This window comes from Streptomyces sp. NPDC032721 (genome assembly GCF_055579625.1).
In genome coordinates this window covers 77,771-95,496 of the sequence record NZ_JBVIMX010000004.1, presented here as the reverse complement: position 1 = coordinate 95,496, position 17,726 = coordinate 77,771, and the positions used below count along the sequence as shown (strand labels likewise).

Sequence of the window (17,726 nt, the reverse complement as noted above, 5' to 3'; positions counted from 1 at the left end):
CCTCAGGCCTGGCGGCGTACCTCCACCGTCCGGAAGCGGTTGGCGACGAAGGCCGCGTCGCAGAGGGCGGCGTTGGCTGCCGGGTTGCCGCCGGAGCCGTGGAAGTCGGAGAACGCGGCGGTCTGGTTCACGTAGACGCCGCCCGTGAGGTTGAGGGAGAGCTGCGCGGACTCCTCCAGGCAGACCTCCTCGACGGCCCGCTCCACCTCGGGGGAGGTCGTGTACGCGCCGACGGTCATCGCACCCTTCTCGCGGACGGTGCGGCGCAGCAGGGCGAGGGCGTCGGTGGTGGAGTCAACGGCGACGGCGAAGGAGACCGGGCCGAAGCACTCCGACATGTAGGCCGCCTCGGCGTCCGGCTTCGCACCGTCCAGCTTGACCATGACGGGGGTGCGGACGGTCGCCTCCGGGAAGTCGGGGTTGCTGATCTCCCGGCTGGCCAGGGCGACTTCGCCCAGGGAGGCCGCCGTCTCCAGACGGGCCTTCACGTCCGGGTTGACCAGTGCGCCGAGCAGTGCGTTCGCGCGGGCGTCGTCGCCGAGCAGGCCGCCCACCGACTTGGCGAGGTCCTCGACGACCTCGTTGTACGACTTGGGGCCCGCGTCCGTACCGATCCCGTCGCGGGGGATCAGGAGGTTCTGCGGGGTGGTGCACATCTGGCCGCTGTAGAGGGAGAGCGAGAAGGCCAGGTTGGAGAGCATGCCCTTGTAGTTGTCGGTGGAGTCGACGACGACGGTGTTGACGCCGGCCTTCTCCGTGTAGACCTGCGCCTGGCGGGCGTTGGCCTCCAGCCAGTCGCCGAAGGCGGTCGACCCCGTGTAGTCGATGATCTTGATCTCGGGGCGGGTGGCGAGGGTCTTGGCGATGCCTTCGCCGGGCCGCTCGGCCGTCAGCGCGACCAGGTTGGGGTCGAAGCCCGCCTCGGCCAGGACCTCGCGGGCGGCCTTCACCGTCATGGCGAGCGGCAGTACGGCGCGCGGGTGCGGCTTGACCAGGACCGGGTTGCCGGTGGCCAGCGACGCGAACAGGCCCGGGTAGCCGTTCCAGGTCGGGAAGGTGTTGCAGCCGATCAGCAGGGCGATGCCGCGCGGCACGGCCGTGAAGGCCTTCGACAGGTTGAGCGGGTCGCGCTTGCCCTGCGGCTTCGACCAGGCCGCGGTGCCGGGGACCCGGGTCTGCTCGGCGTAGGCGTACGTGACCGCTTCCAGGCCGCGGTCCTGGGCGTGCGGGCCGCCCGCCTGGAGCGCCATCATGAAGGCCTGCCCGCTGGTGTGCATCACCGCGTGCGCGAATTCGTGGGTGCGGGCGCTGATCCTGGCCAGGATCTCCAGACAGACCACGGCCCGGACCTCCGGGCCCGCGTCCCGCCAGGCGCCCATGCCCGCGCGCATCGCGGGCAGCAGTACGTCGACGTCGGAGTGCGGGTACGAGATGCCCAGCTCGGGCCCGTACGGCGACACCTCGCCGCCGTCGGCCGCGGAGCCGCCCACCCAGGCGTCGGTGCCGGGCTGGTCGCCCAGGTCGAAGCGGGTGTTCTTCAGCGCCTCGAACGCGGCGAGGCCGTCCGCCGCCGCGCTCTCCCCGTACGCCTTGGGGTGCTCGGGGTGCGGCGACCAGTACTCACGGGTGCGGATCGCGTCGAGGGCCTTCTCCAGTGTGGGCCGGTGGGCCTCGGTCAGCTCTGTCAGTTTCTGGGACGGCTGCATTGCGGCGGACCAACTCCTCGACGGGCGGAGGCGGGCGGAAAGAGGCGGACAGAAGTTAGAGTAACCGAACGATCGGTCGGGACAAGGGGGCCGACGTAAAGCCCTGCACATCTCGTCCGGGAGGATTGGCCGCATGACAGCAATCGAGCGCGCCCGCACCGTCGCCGTCGTCGGCGCCGGCACCATGGGCCAGGGCATCGCCCAGGTCGCCCTCATGGCCGGACACCCGGTGTTCCTCTTCGACGTGGACGCCGAGCGCACCACGGCGGGGGACGCCGCCGTCCGCGCGCGCGTGGAGCGACTGGTGGAGAAGGGGCGCCTCGACGAGGCGGCGGCGAAGGAAGCACTGGGGCGGCTGCACCCCGCGTACGACCTGCGGGACCTCTCCGCCTCCGCGCTCGTCGTCGAGGCGATCGTGGAACAACTCCCGGTCAAGCAGCAGCTGTTCCGCTCCCTGGAGGAGCTGGTCGCCGCCGACTGCCTGCTCGCCACGAACACCTCCTCGCTGTCCGTCACCGCGATCGCCGGCGGACTGAGGCACCCCGGCCGCTTCGTCGGCATGCACTTCTTCAACCCGGCGCCGCTGCTCCCCCTCGTCGAGGTCGTCAGCGGCTTCGCGACGGACGCGGACGCGGCCACGCGCGCGTACGACACGGTGCTGGCCTGGGGAAAGACGCCGGTGCGCTGCGCGGACACCCCCGGTTTCCTGGTCAACCGGATCGCCCGCCCCTTCTACGCCGAGGCCTTCGCGGTGTACGAGGAACAGGCCGCCGACCCGGCCACCATCGACGCCGTACTGCGCGAGTCCGGCGGCTTCCGGATGGGCCCCTTCGAGCTGACCGACCTGATCGGCCAGGACGTGAACGAGGCCGTCTCGCGGTCGGTCTGGGAGGCCTTCTACCAGAGCCCCAAGTTCGTGCCCTCGCTGCCGCAGCGCCGCCTGGTCGAGTCGGGGCGGCTCGGCAGGAAGGCGGGGCACGGCTGGTTCCCGTACGGGGAGGGAGCCGTGCGGCCCGCACCGCACACCGCCTCCGCAGAGGCGGCGCCCGCGCGGATCACCGTCGCCGGGGACTTCGGCCCGGCCGCCGAGGTGATCACGATGCTGGAGGAGGCGGACGGCATCGAGGTGACCAAGGTGACGGCGGACGGCGCGTACATCGGGCTGCCCGGCGGCGGTCAGCTCTCGCTCGTCGACGGCAACACCTCCGTCGAGTACAGCGACGTCGTCTACTTCGACCTGGCCCTCGACTACCGGGCCGCCACCCGGATCGCGCTGTCCGCCTCCGACGACGTGTCCGAGGAGACCCTCAAGGAGGCGGTCGGGCTCTTCCAGGCGCTCGGCAAGGACGTCAGCGTCATCGGGGACGTTCCCGGCATGATCGTCGGCCGTACGGTCGCCATGCTCGTCGACCTCGCGCTGGACGCCGTCGCCAAGGGCGTCGCCACCGCCGAGGACATCGACACCGCGATGCGGCTGGGCGTCAACTACCCGCGCGGACCGCTGGAATGGGGCCGCGCCCTCACCGGCGACTGGTCCTTCGACCTGCTCACCGCCCTGCACTCCCGCTGCCCCACCGGCCGTTACGCACCCTCCCTGGCGCACTACCGGCAGGGGTACGCAGAGCAGGAGTCCACCTCATGAGCACCACGGCACGCACCGGCGCCGACCGTACGGTCGGCGCCGGAAAGCGGGACACCTACACCCCCGAGACGCTGCTCGCCGTGGCCGTGCGCGTCTTCAACGAGCGCGGTTACGACGGCACCTCGATGGAGCACCTCTCCAAGGCCGCCGGGATCTCCAAGTCGTCGATCTACCACCACGTATCCGGCAAGGAGGAACTGCTGCGGCGCGCGGTCAGCCGGGCGCTGGACGGCCTCTTCGCCGCCCTGGAGGAGCCGGGTGCGCAGCGCGGGCGGGCCATCGAGCGGGTCGAGTACGTCACCCGGCGCACCGTCGAGGTGCTGATGGCGGAACTGCCGTACGTGACGCTGCTGCTGCGGGTGCGCGGCAACACCCAGACCGAGCGGTGGGCGCTGGAGCGGCGCCGCGAGTTCGACCAGCGGGTGTCCGATCTGCTGAAGGCCGCCGCCGCAGACGGGGACCTGCGGGCGGACGTGGACATCCGGCTGGCGACCCGGCTGCTCTTCGGGATGATCAACTCGCTGGTGGAGTGGTACCGGCCGCACCCCGACGGGGCCGCGGAGCAGGACCAGCTGGTGGACACCCTGGTGGGGATGGCCTTCGACGGGCTGCGCACCGCCTGAGCCCGCTCGGGTCCTGCCGACCCCGCTCGGTCTTGCCGACCCCGCTCGGTCCTGCTGATCCCGCTGACTCCGTTCAGTCCTGCTGCGGGTCCAGGTCGGTTTCCTCGAAGACCAGCAGGGTGCGGGTGCTCAGCACCTCCGGTATGGCCTGGATCTTCGTCAGGACCAGCTCGCGGAGCGTCCTGTTGTCGGGGGTGTGGACCAGCAGCAGGACGTCGAAATCTCCGCTGACCAGTGCGATGTGGGCGGCCCCGGGGAGTGCTTGCAGCTCCTCGCGGACCGTCCGCCACGAGTTCTGGACGATCTTCAGGGTGATATAGGCGGAGGCGCCCTGACCTGCCCTTTCGTGGTCCACGCGGGCGCTGAAGCCACGGATCACGCCATCGTCCAGGAGGCGGTTGATCCGCGCGTAGGCGTTGGCCCGCGACACATGGACGTGCTCGGCCACCGACCGTATCGAGGCGCGGCCGTCCGTCTGGAGCATGCGCAGGATGTCCTGGTCGATGGAGTCCAGGGGCCTCGCAGGAGGCTCGGGCCTGTGGATATCTCCCGGGTTTCTGGGAAAACCGTCACCCGATCCGGCCATTTGTTCAGCTGGCATGCGTCCCCGCCTCCCCGTCATGGACGTCCTGTTCCCATCCCAGGCTGTGAAGAACCGTTTGTCCACAGGGTGACGCCGCCTGTAGCCAAACTGCACCCACGACCGAACAATCGGTAGGTGAGACGCGCCACATCTCGGCTTCGGGACCCGGCGCTCCCTCGGACCGCTTCGCGCCGCTTGTGTACCGCTCCCAAGAGGAGGTGTTCGTCGTGACGATTCAAGAGATGCCGGGCAGCACGGCCTACCGGCCCAGCCCCCCGCCGGCCTGGAAACCCCGGACCGACCCCGCCCCGCTGCTCCCCGACCCCGAGCCGTACCGGGTGCTCGGCACCCCGTCCGCCGACGGGCTCGACCCCGCCCTGATGCGCAGGCTCTACGCCGAGCTGGTGCGCGGCCGCAGGTACAACGCGCAGGCCACCGCCCTCACCCGGCAGGGCAGGCTCGCCGTCTACCCCTCCAGCACCGGCCAGGAGGCCTGTGAGGTGGCTGCCGCGCTGGTCCTCAAGGAGCAGGACTGGCTGTTCCCGTCGTACCGCGACACCCTCGCCGCCGTGGCACGCGGCCTGGACCCCGTACAGGCGCTGACGCTGCTGCGCGGTGACTGGCACACCGGGTACGACCCGCGAGAGGTGCGCATAGCGCCGCTGTCCACCCCCCTGGCCACCCAGCTGCCGCACGCGGTGGGCCTCGCCCACGCCGCCCGCCTGAAGGGCGACGACGTGGTCGCGCTGGCGATGGTCGGCGACGGCGGCACCAGCGAGGGCGACTTCCACGAGGCGCTGAACTTCGCGGCCGTCTGGCAGGCCCCGGTGGTCTTCCTCGTGCAGAACAACGGCTTCGCGATCTCCGTACCGCTGGCCAAGCAGACCGCCGCCCCCTCCCTGGCCCACAAGGCCGTCGGGTACGGGATGCCGGGCCGGCTGGTCGACGGGAACGACGCGGCGGCCATGCACGAGGTGCTCTCCGCGGCCGTCGAGCGGGCCCGCCGGGGCGGCGGCCCCACCCTGATCGAGGCCGTCACGTACCGGATGGAGGCCCACACCAACGCCGACGACGCCACCCGCTACCGGGGCGACGCCGAGGTGGAGGCCTGGCGCGACCACGACCCGATCGCCCTGCTGGAGCGGGAAATGGTGCGGCGCGAGCTGCTGGACGACGAGGGCGTACGGGAGGTCAAGGAGGCCGCCGAGACGATGGCCGCCGACCTGCGGGCGCGGATGAACGCGGACGCGGTGCTCGACCCGATGGACCTCTTCACCCATGTGTACGCGGAGCGGACCGGCCAGCTCAGGGAGCAGGAGGCCCGGCTGCGGGCCGAGCTGGACGCCGAGGCCGAGAACGGGCTCGGAGACGAAGCGGAAGGTACGGGCCGATGACCACCGTGGCCGAGAAGAAGACGGCGGCGAAACCCGCGAGCATGGCCCAGGCCCTCCAGCGGGCGCTGCGCGACGCGATGGCCGAGGACCCGACGGTGCACGTCATGGGCGAGGACGTCGGCGCGCTCGGCGGGGTCTTCCGGATCACCGACGGGCTGGCCAAGGAGTTCGGCGAGGACCGCTGTACGGACACACCGCTGGCCGAGGCGGGGATCCTCGGGGCGGCCGTCGGCATGGCGATGTACGGGCTGCGGCCGGTCGTCGAGATGCAGTTCGACGCCTTCGCCTACCCGGCGTTCGAGCAGCTCGTCAGCCATGTCGCCAAGATGCGCAACCGCACGCGCGGCGCCCTGCCGATGCCGCTGACCATCCGCATTCCGTACGGCGGTGGCATCGGCGGCGTCGAGCACCACAGCGACTCCTCCGAGGCGTACTACATGGCCACCCCCGGCCTGCACGTCGTCACCCCGGCCACGGTCGAGGACGCGTACGGGATGCTGCGCGAGGCCATCGCCTCCGACGACCCGGTGGTCTTCCTGGAGCCCAAGCGGCTGTACTGGTCGAAGGCCGACTGGTCGCCGGAAGCGCCGTCCGCCGTCGCCCCGATAGGCAAGGCGGTCGTACGCCGCTCCGGCCGCAGCGCCACCCTGATCACCTACGGCCCCTCGCTGCCGGTGTGCCTGGAGGCCGCCGAGGCGGCCACGGCCGAGGGCTGGGACCTGGAGGTCGTCGACCTGCGCTCGCTGGTCCCGTTCGACGACGAGACGGTGGCCGCTTCGGTACGGCGCACCGGCCGCGCGGTCGTCGTCCACGAGTCCACCGGCTTCGGCGGACCCGGCGGCGAGATCGCCGCCCGCATCACGGAGCAGTGCTTCCACCACCTGGAGGCCCCGGTGCTGCGGGTCGCGGGGCTCGACATCCCCTATCCGCCGCCGATGCTGGAGCGCCACCACCTGCCCGGCGTCGACCGGGTGCTGGACGCGGTCGCGCGGCTCCAGTGGGAGGACTGAGATGGCCCAGGTGCTGGAGTTCAAACTGCCGGACCTCGGCGAGGGACTGACCGAGGCGGAGATAGTGCGCTGGCTGGTGGAAGTGGGCGACGTCGTCGCCGTCGACCAGCCGGTGGTCGAGGTCGAGACGGCCAAGGCGATGGTCGAGGTGCCGTGCCCGTACGGGGGCGTGGTCACGGCCAGGTTCGGCGAGGAGGGCACGGAACTCCCGGTCGGCTCGCCGCTGTTGACGGTGGCGGTCGGCGCGGACGCACCGGCCGGGGAAGAGCGTTCCGGCGGCTCGGACCCCGGGGCGGCTGCCGCCCTGGACTCCGGCTCGGGCAATGTGCTGGTGGGCTACGGCACTACGGCTCCGGCGGCGCGCCGCCGGAGGGTGCGGGTCGACGGGGCGGCCGGAGGTGCTGCTGCTTCGCGTGCCGCGCTGGGTGCCGCTCCGACCGCCACTACGAGTGCTGCTCCGACTGCTGTTCCGGTCCGTGCCGTGGTGGCGGCCCCCGTGGCGCACGCCGGGCCCGTACCGGTGATCTCGCCCCTCGTACGGCGTCTGGCGCGCGAGAACGGCCTGGACCTGCGGCAGTTGAACGGGTCGGGGCCGCAGGGGCTCATCCTGCGCACCGATGTGGAACAGGCGATACGGCAGCCGGAGCCCGTCGCGGCAGCAGTGGCGGCGCCCGCACCCGCGTCCGCCGGAGCCGGTGAGCGCATTCCGCTCAAGGGGGTGCGCGGCGCGGTCGCCGACAAGCTGTCCCGCAGCCGCCGCGAGATACCCGACGCCACCTGCTGGGTCGACGCCGATGCGACGGCGCTGATGGCGGCCAGGGCGGCGATGAACAGCGTGGGCGGCGGCCCCAAGGTCTCCGTCCTGGCGCTGCTCGCCCGTATCTGTACGGCGGCCCTCGCCCGCTTCCCCGAGCTCAACTCCACCGTGGACACCGAGGCGCGCGAAGTGGTGCGGCTGCCGGGAGTGCACCTCGGGTTCGCCGCGCAGACGGACCGGGGCCTGGTCGTCCCGGTGGTGCGCGACGCCCACACCCGGAACGTGGAGTCGCTGGGCGAGGAGATCGTACGGCTGACGGAGGCGGCGAGGGCCGGCCGGCTCACCCCGGTCCAGCTCACCGGCGGCACCTTCACGCTCAACAATTACGGGGTGTTCGGCGTCGACGGCTCCACCCCGATCATCAACCACCCGGAGGCGGCGATGCTCGGCGTCGGCCGCATCGTGCCCAAGCCGTGGGTGCACGAGGGCGAACTGGCCGTCCGGCAGGTGGTCCAGCTGTCGCTGACCTTCGACCACCGGGTCTGCGACGGCGGGACGGCCGGCGGGTTCCTGCGGTTCGTCGCCGATTGCGTGGAACACCCGGAGCTGCTGCTGCGCACGCTCTGACCGTTCGGGGGACGGCCCGCCGTCCGCACGGCGGGCCGTACATACTTCGGAGCATGAGTGCGATGCATGCCCCGAGGACTGCCCCGTACGACGCCGTCGTGCTGGCCGGTGGGGCCGGGCGGCGGCTCGGCGGGGTGGACAAGGCCGCGGTGCCGGTGGGCGGCCGGACGTTGCTCGACCGGGTCCTGACCGCCTGTGGCGAGGCCGGGGCGACGGTCGTGGTCGGCGGCAGCCGTGCCACGGCCCGCCCCGTGACCTGGGCGCGCGAGGAGCCGCCGGGCGGCGGCCCGCTGGCCGCCCTCGCCGCCGGGGTGCGGGAGACCACGGCAGAGCTCGTGGTCGTGCTCTCGGTGGACCTGCCCTTCGTCGATCGTGCGACGGTCGCCATGCTCGTACGGGCCCTGGAAACGGCGGGCGCGCGCGAGGCCGAGAACGGCGCCGAGACCGGGGGCGAGGCCGAGGGGGCGCTGCTCGTCGACGGCGGCGGGCGCGACCAGCCACTCGTCGCCGTGTACCGGACGGAGCCGATGCGCCGCGAACTCGCGCTGCTGGCAGCGGAGTACGGGACCCTCGCCGGACTTCCGCTCCGACTCCTCACCGCCGGACTCTCCCTCGTCCGCGTCACCACCGCCGCCCCGTCGGCCTCCTTCGACTGCGACACCTGGGAGGACATCGCGGCGGCCCGTGCCCGCATCAGGGAGCATGGGCATGTGCTCGATGAATGGATCAACGCAGTCAAGGACGAACTCGGTGTCGACATCGACGTCGACATCCCCCTCCTCCTCGACCTCGCACGCGACGCCGCGCACGGCGTCCCCCGACCCGCCGCCCCTCTGACGACGTTCCTGGTCGGTTACGCGGCCGGACGAGCCGGGGGCGAAGGCCCCGAGGCCGTCGCCGAAGCCGTCCGCAAGGCCACGGCCCTGACCGCCCGTTGGGTCGCGGAATCACCGCAGGACGACACCCCGCCCGGCACGGCCTCGCCCGGCACCACCCCACCCGGCGCCACCGAGGCGGGCCCGGCATGAGCGGCCAGGAGCAGGGCGAGATCGACGGGGTCGAGCAGGCCCTCGCCCTGGTGAACCGCGAACAGCCCGCCGTCCCCAGCCCGAGCACGGGAGCAGGCACGGGCCAGAACCCGGGAAACGCCGCGACTCCGGCCCCGGGTACCCACTCGGCGGAACAGTCCCGCCCCACCGCCGACTCCCCCGAGCCCGCCGAAGCCCCCGAGAAGGCCTCCCAAACCACTCCCACCCCGCCCGTCCCCGCCCGCCCCGACGCCACCCCCTGGGCCGAAGCCCGCGCCACGGCGGCCCGCGCCGGGCGCGACGCCCCGGCCCGCCCCCGCCGCGTACCCCTGGATCAGGCACTCGGTCAGGTTCTCGCCGAACCGCTCGAAGCACTCACCGACCTGCCCTCCTTCGACACCTCCGCCATGGACGGCTGGGCCGTGGCGGGCCCCGGGCCGTGGTCCTTCCAGGAGGGCGCCGGCATCCTCGCGGGCCGCGCCGCCGCCGAACCCCTCTCCGACGGCGAGGCCGTCCGCATCGCCACCGGCGCCCGGATCCCCGCCGAGGCGACCGCCGTGATCCGCAGCGAACACGCCCGCGCCGACGAGACCAAGCTGCGGCTGTACGCGTGCCGGGAAGTGATCCCCGGTCAGGACATCCGCCCCCGTGGCCAGGAGTGCCGCACCGGCGACCAGTTGCTGCCCGCAGGCTCGGTGGTGACCCCGGCCGTGCTCGGGCTGTCCGCCGCCGCCGGGTACGACGAGCTGCTGACGATTCCCCGTCCCACGGTCGAAGTGCTCGTCCTGGGCGACGAGTTGCTGACCTCCGGGCTGCCCCGCGACGGCATGGTCCGGGACGCGCTCGGCCCGCTGCTCGCGCCCTGGCTGCGCGCGCTGGGTGCCGAAGTCCTCGACACCCGCTGCCTGGGCGACGACCCGCAGGCACTGCGCAAGGCGATCCTCGGCTCGGAGGCCGATGTGATCGTCACCACCGGAGGTACGGCGGCGGGCCCGGTCGACCACGTCCGTCCGTTCCTCACGGCGGCAGCCCACAACCCGGGGGCCCAGAACTCGGCGACCCAGGACGCGGAGGCCCAGAGCCCGGCGGCCCAGAGCGGTGTCGAACTCCTCGTCGACGGCGTCGAAGTGCGCCCCGGCCACCCGATGCTGCTCGCCCGCCTCGCCCCCGACACCCACCTGGTGGGGCTGCCCGGCAACCCCCTGGCCGCCGTGTCCGGACTGCTCACCCTCGCCGAGCCGCTGCTGCGCGCCCTCGGGCACCGCCCGGCCGCAGAGCCGTACCGCGCCCCGGTGCGCGACGAGATCCCGGGCCACCCCCGCTCCACCCGGCTCGTCCCCGTCACGCACCGCGCCGATCACCGGACCGGCGCCGAGCATGCCGTACCGCTGCACTACAACGGCCCGGCGATGCTGCGCGGGATCGCGGCGGCCGACGGTCTGGCCGTCGTACCGCCCGGTGGTGCACGAGCAGGGGACGAACTGGAGATCCTCGATCTACCGTGGGCCGAGGGATGTTTCACGTGAAACTGTGCGGACGACACCGCGCCGATGAGGCCCTCGGACCGAGCGAAGGATGTTTCACGTGAAACTGCCTGGCAAGGACGCCATGGCCAGGGATGCCGACGAGCATCTGATCACCGCACCGGTGAAGCTGCCCAAGCGTGTGGTGGAGCGGCCGTTGCGGCAAGTGGGCAAGCGTCTGATGATGGCGCTCGCGGTGCTCGGGGTGACCGTGCTGATCGTCTGGATCGACCGCGCCGGCTACCACGACAACTCCGACGACACCGTGGATCTCCTGGACGCCGTCTACTACGCGACCGTCACCCTCTCCACCACCGGGTACGGCGACATCGTTCCGTACAGCGACTCCGCACGGCTCACCAATGTGCTGCTCGTGACGCCGCTGCGCGTGCTCTTTCTGATCATCCTGGTCGGTACCACTCTCGAAGTCCTCACCGAGCGGACGCGCGAAGAGTTCCGGCTGAATCGCTGGAGGTCCCAGTTGCGCGACCATACTGTTGTCATCGGCTTCGGCACGAAGGGCAGGTCAGCGATGCAGACCCTCTTCGCGACCGGCCTGAAGAAGGAACAGATCGTCATCGTCGACCCCAGCGTCAAGGTCATCGAGACGGCCAACGCCGAGGGCCTGACCGGGGTGGTGGGCGACGCGACCCGCAGCGACGTACTGCTGCGGGCCGAGCTCCAGCGGGCCCGGCAGATCGTCATCGCCACCCAGCGCGACGACACCGCGGTCCTCGTCACCCTCACCGCCCGTCAGCTCAACCGGGGCGCCAAGATCGTCGCCGCGGTCCGGGAGGAGGAGAACGCCCCGCTGCTGCGCCAGTCCGGCGCCGACGCGGTCATCACCAGCGCGAGCGCGGCAGGCCGGCTGCTGGGCCTCTCCGTGCTCAGCCCGAGCGCGGGCACGGTGATGGAGGACCTGATCCAGCAGGGCAGCGGCCTCGACCTGATCGAGCGGCCGGTCATAAAGAGCGAGGTCGGCAAGAACGTCCGGGAGACCGAGGACCTGGTGGTGAGCGTGCTGCGCGGACACCAGCTGCTCGGTTACGACGATCCGAAGGCCAGCCCGCTCCAGATCACGGACCGGGTGATCGCGATCGTCCGGGCGACACCGGGCGCCGACGAGGCCGGCACCGTACGGCTCACCTCGGCCGAGTAGCCACCGGCGGGACCGAGTACCACTTTCCCCGGCGCGAAGGGCGCCACTTCACCGGTCCGGGGCCGGTCACCGGGCTCTTCGGACTGATCACAGGCACCGGGGGTAGTTTCGTGGCCATGCATGCGATCACGATCCCTGAACCCGGTGGCCCCGAGGCGCTCGTCTGGGCGGAGGTGCCCGACCCCGTCCCGAACGAGGGCGAGGTCCTCGTCGAGGTCGTCGCGAGCGCGGTCAACCGCGCCGACCTCCTCCAGCGCCAGGGCTTCTACGACCCGCCGCCCGGCGCCTCCCGCTACCCCGGCCTGGAGTGCTCCGGCCGCATCGTGGCGCTCGGCGCCGGGGTGCACGGCTGGGCGGTCGGCGACGAGGTGTGCGCACTGCTCTCGGGCGGCGGCTACGCGCAGAAGGTCGCCGTACCGGCCGGACAGCTGCTGCCGGTGCCCGACGGGGTGGACCTGGTGACTGCGGCGGCGCTGCCCGAGGTGGCCGCCACGGTCTGGTCCAACGTCTTCATGATCGCCCACCTTCGCCCCGGCGAGACGCTGCTCGTGCACGGCGGCGCCAGTGGCATCGGCACCATGGCGATCCAGCTGGCCAAGGCCATCGGCGCCCGCGTCGCGGTCACGGCGGGCGGCCCGGAGAAGCTGGCGCAGTGCGCGGAGCTGGGCGCGGACATCCTGATCGACTACCGCGAGCAGGACTTCGTGCAGGAGCTGCGCAAGGCCACCGACGGGACGGGCGCGGACGTCATCCTCGACATCATCGGCGCCAAGTACCTCGACCAGAACGTGAAGGCGCTGGCCACCAGCGGCCGGCTCGCCATCATCGGGCTCCAGGGCGGGGTGAAGGGCGAGCTGAACCTCAACGCCCTGCTGCGCAAGCGGGCCGCGATCACGGCGACCTCGCTGCGGGCCCGCCCGCTGGGCGAGAAGGCGGCCATCGTGGCGGCCGTCCGCGAGCACGTGTGGCCGATGATCGCCGCAGGGCGGGTGCGCCCGGTGGTCGACCAGGTGTTCCCGATGGACCGGGCGTCCGAGGGGCACCGGGCGCTGGACGAGGGCAGCCACATCGGCAAGATCCTGCTCACCGCCAACTGACCGGATCCTGCTCACCGCGAACTGACAGGACCGCCAAGCGAATCGGCCCGGCTCCCTCCCCACGTACGGGAAGGAACCGGGCCGATTCGCTTGGCGGCGCAGGACCTAGAGGCAGGACCTAGAGGTACGGGCCGCCCGTGCGGGCCGCCTGGCCGTGGCCCTCGTCCTCGTCGTCCTCGTGCGAGGCGCCCGGCGGCAGCGCCCTGCGCATCTGCTCCAGCTGTGCGCGGGCCGCCATCTGCTGGGCGAACAGCGCGGTCTGGATGCCGTGGAAGAGTCCTTCGAGCCAGCCCACCAACTGGGCCTGCGCGATCCGCAGTTCCGCCTCGGAGGGGATGGCCTCCTCGGTGAACGGCAGCGAGAGCCGCTCCAGCTCCTCGACGAGCTCGGGGGCGAGCCCGTCCTCCAGCTCCTTCACGGAACTGGCGTGAATGTCCTTGAGCCGTACCCGGCTCGCCTCGTCCAGGGGAGCCGCACGGACTTCCTCCAGGAGCTGCTTGATCATGCTGCCGATCCGCATGACCTTCGCGGGCTGTTCGACCATGTCCGTCACAGGCACCTCGCGCGACTCGTCGTCACCGCCGCCGAGCGCCATTCCGTCCTGCCCGACGACCAGGACCTGGGGGCTCTCCTGCGACCGTTCACTCCTCGGCATCTCCATACCGACATTCTCTCGTACACGTGCTTCACAAGTGGGTGTGCCCCCGTACAAAGATGATCCACCTTTGTACGGGGGCACAGATTCCGTTACCCGGCCGCGCGGGCCACCGAGGGGCTAGGCCTCCGCCCGGCGGGCCAGGGCGCCCCGGGAACGGGTGACCAGGGCCGCGAGGAGCGCCGCGCCGAGCGGTACGACGACCAGCAGTGCGGCCAGCGTCTCCCACGGGATCACGATGGGCATCTCGGTCGCCGAGTTGATGCCGCCCCAGCCGCTGTCGAGGGATTCCTGGAGGTTGGCCGCGGACTTCCGGCGCTGGGAGAGGATCAGCCCGATCGCGGGCAGGACACCCGCCGCCGAGCCGAGGACCACCCCCATCAGGGCGACCGTCCCGCACTGGAACCCGCTGAGGGTGCGGCGCACCCGGGGCGGGGCACCGACCGCGGAGAGGGTCTTCAGGTCCGGTTCCGCGTCGGCCTGGGCGAGCCCGGTGGCGATGCCGGCCGCACCGATGGTGACGAGTCCGGCGAACACCGTCAGGGCCAGCATCACGATGCTGTTCTTGCTGTCGTACCCGGACTCGATGAGCCAGCCGCCCATCATGCCGCCCTGCAGCCCCACCTTGTCGAAGGCAGCCGTGAGGGACTGCGTCTGTTCGGTGCTGGGCAGCGCGGCCGTGGAGAAGAGCACACCGTAGGGGACGGTGGTGAACTTGGCGGACTCGGCCAGCGACGGGGGCACCAGCAGCTGGATGCCGTAGGGGTTGATGTTCGCCGGTGCCAGGTGCACCGGCAGCTGCCGGTCCTCGCCCGGTGCGTCCTTGCCGGCGGCGGTCGCCGCTTCGGCCTTCTCGTGGTCGGTGATGAGGCGGATGGCGGTCTTGCCGTTGACCACGTTGGCCCGGTCGAAGGAGACGGCCTTGCCCTGCTTGATCGCGCCGACCACACCCGCGTCGGTGATGCCGAGCGCCTTCAGTGCGTTCTCGTCGGCGACGATCACACCGTTGGTGTTGGCAGCGGTGCCACCCTCGTAGGGCCGGGCGCAGCGCCAGTCCGTGGCCAGCTTCCGCCGCTCGGCGACGGGGAAGCGCTCGGGGCCCTCCTCACCTTCGTACAGCGGGCACCGGTTGGCCTTGGGCACCACGATCTGGAACTGGCCGCACTCCTTGTCCTCGCTGTACGCGGTGCAGTTCTTGCTGCCGACGACGATGCGCCGCAGATCGGCGAGGGCGTCGAGGGAGACGTTCGACTGCACGGCGGAGCGGATCGCGGGCACGTCGCGCCCGCCGCCCTCGTCGGTGACCGCCTGGCCGCTGCCGTACGGGAGCTGGGCCTGGTAGTTGGCGCGGTTCTGCGAGTCGTCACTGGCGGCGTACGTGGCCACCGCGACGGTTCCGGCGACGGCGGCCAGTACGGCGGCGACGGCGGGTGCCGTACGTCCCCGGTTGCGCACCGCGTCGCGCAGGGCGAGCCGGGGCGACAGCGGCAGCCAGCCGCCGATCCGTCCGAAGGCTCCGACCAGCAGCGGGGTGAGGGCGACCACGCCCAGTTCGGCGACGGCGCTGCCGCCCGCGACCAGCAGGATGCTGTCGCTGGCGGTCGACCCGTACAGGGCGACCGCCGCGCCGAGGACGACGGCGATGACGCCGATGACGGGGAGCACCCGGTTGGCCCGGCGCACTCCGCGGCGGCCGGTGAGCGAGGTCAGTACGGACTGCCGGGAGGCGGTGATCGCGGGCACGATCGCGGCCAGCAGACCGGTGAGCACGGCGACCAGGGCGATCCCGAGCAGCTCCAGCGGGCGCAGGGTGAACGTGCCGAACCGCTTGCCCATGAGGTCTTCGAGGACGGGCTGCAGGGCGAGGGTCAGCGCGATGCCGAGGGCGGTGCCCACGATCGCCGCGGCGACACCGATGACCAGTCCGCCGGAGAGCACGATGGCCCGGATGTGGCGGCGGTCGCCGCCGTTGGCGCCGACCAGGCCGAGCTGACGGCGCGAGCGGCGGGCACCCACCGCGAAGGCGGGTCCGGCCAGCAGACAGATCTCCAGCAGGGCGAGGATGACGATGGTCGCGGCGACCACGAGCATCTGCTGGGTCTCATTGCTGAACTTGACCTGGTCGGAGCCGTTCTTCTTGAAGTACGGGACCTCGGAGTCCGGCGGCGGGGAGAGGATCACGGACCGGGAGTCGGCCTGGATGCCCTTGGTGTTGGCGGCCTTCACCATGTTCCACGTGAAACCGTCGCCGCCGACGGAGACGAGGTACGAGGTGTCGCCGGTGGTTTCCGGCAGCCCGGACTTCTTCAGCGCCTTGTTCAGGGGTGCGATGAACGTCCCCGGCAGGGCCGTGACCTGGTCGGTGTCCAGCACGCTGGGCAGTTCGTAGGAGCCGACCAGGGTGAACTCGGTGTCGAGCGAGCGGGCGGTGACCTTGTCACCGATCTTCAGCCCGCTGGCTTCCAGGAAGTGGGCGGTGGCGGCGAGCTCGCCGGCCTTCTCGGGGAAGCGCCCGTCGAGCAGGGTGTGGGAGCCCGCCGTCATCGGGTCGTCGGCCTTGATCTCCCGCGCCTCGGTGTCGAGCAGGCCGTGCGTGGTGCGCAGCCGGGTCATCGCTGTGGTCTCGGTGAGGATCCTGGCACCGGCCGGGACGGCCTTGGAGATGTCCGCCTTGCCCTCGGGGAGGGGCTTGTTCTTGAACGCGTCGTAGCCGACGGCGGGTTCGGCGCCCCTCCGCCGGGCGTCCGGCGGCTGGAGGACCGCGAGACCGCCCCAACCGGGGTCACTCAGCCGGGCGTCGGCGGCACCGAGCTGACGGGTGAGCGTCTGATCGTCGTTCAGCTCGGCGCTGCGCAGGGTGACGTCGATGGCGCTGACGCCGAGGATCGGCACCGCGATCATGGCGAGGACCAGGATGCTGCGGCCCTTGGAGCGCCAGGCGTCACGGCGGGCGATGCGGATCGCCGCGAGCCAGGAGTGGTACCAGCTGGTCACTTGGCGCCTGCCTGACCGGCGGTTCCGGTGCCGGTGGCGAGCAGGGAGTCCGCGTCGCTGCGCATGGTCTCGTCGACGACGGAGCCGTCGCGCAGGAAGACCACCCGGTCCGCCCAGGCGGCGAAGCGCGGCTCGTGGGTGACGAGGATGCCGGCCGCGCCCGCGTCGCAGCGCGAGCGGAGCAGGGCGAGCACGGACTCGCCGGTCTCGGAGTCCAGGGCGCCGGTCGGCTCGTCCGCGAGGACCAGCCGGCGGTCACCGACCAGGGCGCGGGCGATGGCGACGCGCTGCTGCTGGCCGCCGGACATCTCGTCGGGGAAGCGGTCGGCGAGGTGGCCGAGGTCCATCTCCTCCAGCGCGGCGAGCGCGAAGACGCGGGCCTTGCGGGCCGACATGCCGTCCAGCTCGCGGGGCAGGGAGACGTTCTCCGCGGCGGTCAGGGCGGGTATGAGGTTGTAGTCCTGGAAGACGTAGCCGATGCTGCGGCGGCGCAGGGCGGCCAGCTCCTTGCGGCTGACCTGGGTGACGTCGGTGCCCTCGACGACGACGCGGCCCGAGGTCGGGTGGTCGAGGCCGCCCGCGATGGTGAGCAGGGTGGACTTGCCGGAGCCGGAAGGGCCCATGACGGCGACGAGTTCGCCGGGGTAGACGGAGAGGTTCACCCCGCGCAGGGCGTGCACCTCGGTGGCGCCGCTGCCGTGCACACGGGTCAGCTGCTCCAGCTGCAGCACGGGCTGCCGTGACGCCTGGGGCTGATGGGACTGGTCGGACATGGGTGTGGGGTCCCCCCTGGAAGGCCGCGCGGCACGGGTGTGGTGGCGAGGCGGGTCGTACGGAGTTCGGGTCGTACGGAAGTCGGGCCGTACGGGGTTCGGTCGTACGGGGTCCGGCCGTATGGAGTACGGCCGTACGGAGTTCAGGTCGTACG

At 72.0% G+C, this 17,726-nt stretch carries 14 protein-coding genes; 9 read left to right on the top strand and 5 right to left on the bottom strand.

The window, feature by feature from the left end:
• Positions 1-2 precede the first annotated feature (2 nt).
• The gene (paaN, locus tag ACZ5PB_RS10655) at positions 3-1,706 is read right to left on the bottom strand and encodes a phenylacetic acid degradation protein PaaN (protein ID WP_468689727.1); all 1,704 of its coding nucleotides are present in this window, start codon (positions 1,704-1,706) and stop codon (positions 3-5) included.
• A 133-nt stretch (positions 1,707-1,839) separates the two neighbouring features.
• Between paaN and ACZ5PB_RS10650 the strand changes: the two genes are divergently transcribed.
• Together ACZ5PB_RS10650 and ACZ5PB_RS10645 are read left to right on the top strand one after the other, a co-directional pair.
• Positions 1,840-3,348, top strand: coding sequence for a 3-hydroxyacyl-CoA dehydrogenase (locus ACZ5PB_RS10650; RefSeq protein ID WP_468689725.1), 1,509 nt, complete (start codon positions 1,840-1,842; stop codon positions 3,346-3,348).
• Entirely contained in the window at positions 3,345-3,971 is a 627-nt protein-coding gene (locus ACZ5PB_RS10645) for a TetR/AcrR family transcriptional regulator (protein WP_468689723.1), read from the top strand. Before ACZ5PB_RS10650 ends, ACZ5PB_RS10645 begins: the two co-directional genes overlap by 4 nt.
• Positions 3,972-4,044: 73 nt before the next feature.
• Here the strand turns inward: ACZ5PB_RS10645 and ACZ5PB_RS10640 are convergent, their stop codons facing one another.
• Complete coding sequence (locus ACZ5PB_RS10640) at positions 4,045-4,557, bottom strand: Lrp/AsnC family transcriptional regulator (protein WP_468690273.1); 513 nt, start codon at positions 4,555-4,557, stop codon at positions 4,045-4,047.
• A 224-nt stretch (positions 4,558-4,781) separates the two neighbouring features.
• Between ACZ5PB_RS10640 and pdhA the strand changes: the two genes are divergently transcribed.
• The 7 genes from pdhA (at position 4,782) to ACZ5PB_RS10605 (ending at position 13,149) form a co-directional block, all read left to right on the top strand.
• The gene (pdhA, locus tag ACZ5PB_RS10635; protein ID WP_468689721.1) at positions 4,782-5,948 is read left to right on the top strand and encodes a pyruvate dehydrogenase (acetyl-transferring) E1 component subunit alpha; all 1,167 of its coding nucleotides are present in this window, start codon (positions 4,782-4,784) and stop codon (positions 5,946-5,948) included.
• Complete coding sequence (locus tag ACZ5PB_RS10630) at positions 5,945-6,958, top strand: alpha-ketoacid dehydrogenase subunit beta (RefSeq protein WP_468689719.1); 1,014 nt, start codon at positions 5,945-5,947, stop codon at positions 6,956-6,958. Before pdhA ends, ACZ5PB_RS10630 begins: the two co-directional genes overlap by 4 nt.
• A gap of 1 nt (position 6,959) precedes the next feature.
• Positions 6,960-8,342, top strand: coding sequence for a dihydrolipoamide acetyltransferase family protein (locus tag ACZ5PB_RS10625; protein WP_468689717.1), 1,383 nt, complete (start codon positions 6,960-6,962; stop codon positions 8,340-8,342).
• Between the two features lie 53 nt (positions 8,343-8,395).
• Complete coding sequence (locus ACZ5PB_RS10620; RefSeq protein WP_468689715.1) at positions 8,396-9,370, top strand: DUF6457 domain-containing protein; 975 nt, start codon at positions 8,396-8,398, stop codon at positions 9,368-9,370.
• On the top strand, positions 9,367-10,896 hold the full coding sequence (locus tag ACZ5PB_RS10615; RefSeq protein ID WP_468689713.1) for a molybdopterin molybdotransferase MoeA: 1,530 nt from the start codon (positions 9,367-9,369) through the stop codon (positions 10,894-10,896). Before ACZ5PB_RS10620 ends, ACZ5PB_RS10615 begins: the two co-directional genes overlap by 4 nt.
• A gap of 49 nt (positions 10,897-10,945) precedes the next feature.
• Positions 10,946-12,052 (top strand): potassium channel family protein, encoded by a 1,107-nt coding sequence (locus ACZ5PB_RS10610; protein WP_468689711.1) that lies wholly within the window; start codon positions 10,946-10,948, stop codon positions 12,050-12,052.
• 116 nt (positions 12,053-12,168) lie between these two features.
• The gene (locus ACZ5PB_RS10605; protein WP_468689710.1) at positions 12,169-13,149 is read left to right on the top strand and encodes an NAD(P)H-quinone oxidoreductase; all 981 of its coding nucleotides are present in this window, start codon (positions 12,169-12,171) and stop codon (positions 13,147-13,149) included.
• 118 nt (positions 13,150-13,267) lie between these two features.
• On the opposite strand, the gene ACZ5PB_RS10600 is transcribed toward ACZ5PB_RS10605, so the two are convergent.
• The 3 genes from ACZ5PB_RS10600 to ACZ5PB_RS10590 all read right to left on the bottom strand — a co-directional run bounded on the left by ACZ5PB_RS10600 (position 13,268) and on the right by ACZ5PB_RS10590 (position 17,571).
• Positions 13,268-13,810: a bacterial proteasome activator family protein gene (locus ACZ5PB_RS10600; protein ID WP_468689708.1), complete on the bottom strand. Its 543-nt coding sequence runs from the start codon at positions 13,808-13,810 to the stop codon at positions 13,268-13,270.
• A 114-nt stretch (positions 13,811-13,924) separates the two neighbouring features.
• The gene (locus ACZ5PB_RS10595) at positions 13,925-16,798 is read right to left on the bottom strand and encodes an FtsX-like permease family protein (RefSeq protein ID WP_468689706.1); all 2,874 of its coding nucleotides are present in this window, start codon (positions 16,796-16,798) and stop codon (positions 13,925-13,927) included.
• A complete protein-coding gene (locus tag ACZ5PB_RS10590) occupies positions 16,795-17,571 on the bottom strand; it encodes an ABC transporter ATP-binding protein (protein ID WP_468689705.1) in 777 nt (258 codons plus the stop codon). The genes ACZ5PB_RS10595 and ACZ5PB_RS10590 overlap by 4 nt, the downstream gene beginning before the upstream one ends.
• Positions 17,572-17,726 lie beyond the last annotated feature (155 nt).